Annotated in this window: 1 protein-coding gene; it reads right to left on the reverse strand. The window is 46.2% G+C overall.

The genetic code is table 11. The features are described from left to right. Positions 1-1096: MATE family efflux transporter (locus tag AC1DWB_RS35235; RefSeq protein ID WP_477545717.1), on the reverse strand; the 1096-nt coding region annotated here is incomplete at its 3' end. Between the last annotated feature and the right edge of the window lie 279 nt (positions 1097-1375).

Raw genomic sequence — 1375 nt, forward strand, 5'->3', positions numbered from 1 at the left:
CTTCGGAATCATTCGTATATATAAGGAATATCCACTCCGGGAATATAATGAACCCTATCCCAACTATTGCAGACAGCAACATAGCAATGTTGTTCGTCTGCCAACCAAATCGCTCAGCCAGTGCCGGATTACTTGCTCCAAGGCTTTGCCCGACCAATGTGGCAGCCGCCGTAGCAAAAGCGATAGCGGGCAGCCAAGTAAGGCCCAATATGTTAAATGCGATCTGATTGGCCGCCAGAACTTCCGTTCCCAAGTATGCAAGCAGAACGTTTAAGAAAATCATGCTTAACCTGATGATTAACGTTTCCCCTGCTGCTGGCAGCCCAATCTTGACGATTCGCCGGAGCAGACTTGAGTCATATTRCCAAATTTTTGACCAACTGAGTATAATCATTTTCCGGCCAGAGAAAGCTCCACGCAGTAGCCAGATCGCTGCAATGAATCGTGCCACCAGAGTCGAGACTCCTGCACCTGTCACTCCAAGCTCCGGTAATCCAAACCAGCCATATATGAGTGGTACGCCCAAGGCCACCGTGACAATATCTGCACTCACGTTGACCTTTGCCGACGTTTTGGTATCACCAGCCCCCCTGAGCACTGCGGAAACTCCAGAACTCATAATCATGAATCCGAGTGAGATGAACATGAGCCGTGTATAATCGATCCCTTCCTGGATCACCTCTGGAGAAGCCCCCATCCACCGGAGCACTGTCCCTGAGAATACAGTGAAGAGAATGGTCAGTGGGAACATAATTAACAAATTYACGTTGAAGGCAACTTGCGCTGCCCGATTCGCTTCCTCTGCGTTTCCTCCTCCAATAGCACGAGATACGATAACCGTTGCACCGACGTTCAATGTCACAAAGAGGGCAAGCGCGAACGCTACGGGCTGATTGGTTAGCGCCACCGCCGCGACTGCATTCGGGCCTACGCGACTTACCATGATCATATTCAGCATGCCAATAAGATTTAGCAACACCATCTCTGTAAAAGCGGGCCAAGCTAGATCTACGATTCGACGTCTAGTTTCTTTACGATCTGAGGCCGACAAATCCGCTAATGGGACCGAAGTCTGCGAATGTTGCAGGTTGGACAAGTAAGTAGCCCCCTATTGATGTATTTATTCATGTCTAACATTTGTATAAAAATATCTTGAGCAAATACAAATAGTTACAATAACATCATGAATTGTACATCGTTATTGATTATTTGTAAACAAATACCAACTTATTACCCTTGTGTCTAGGAATGACTAAGGGCTTAATGACTTCATGTTTCCATGAATATCATTAAGCCCTTATCCTAGTTGTTTATCTTCATGTCTTGTCGCGCTAATATTCGAGCCCCGACTTTAACTTCCATCGTTATATTATTC

It is taken from the genome of Paenibacillus sp. P4_E11 (genome assembly GCF_056401635.1).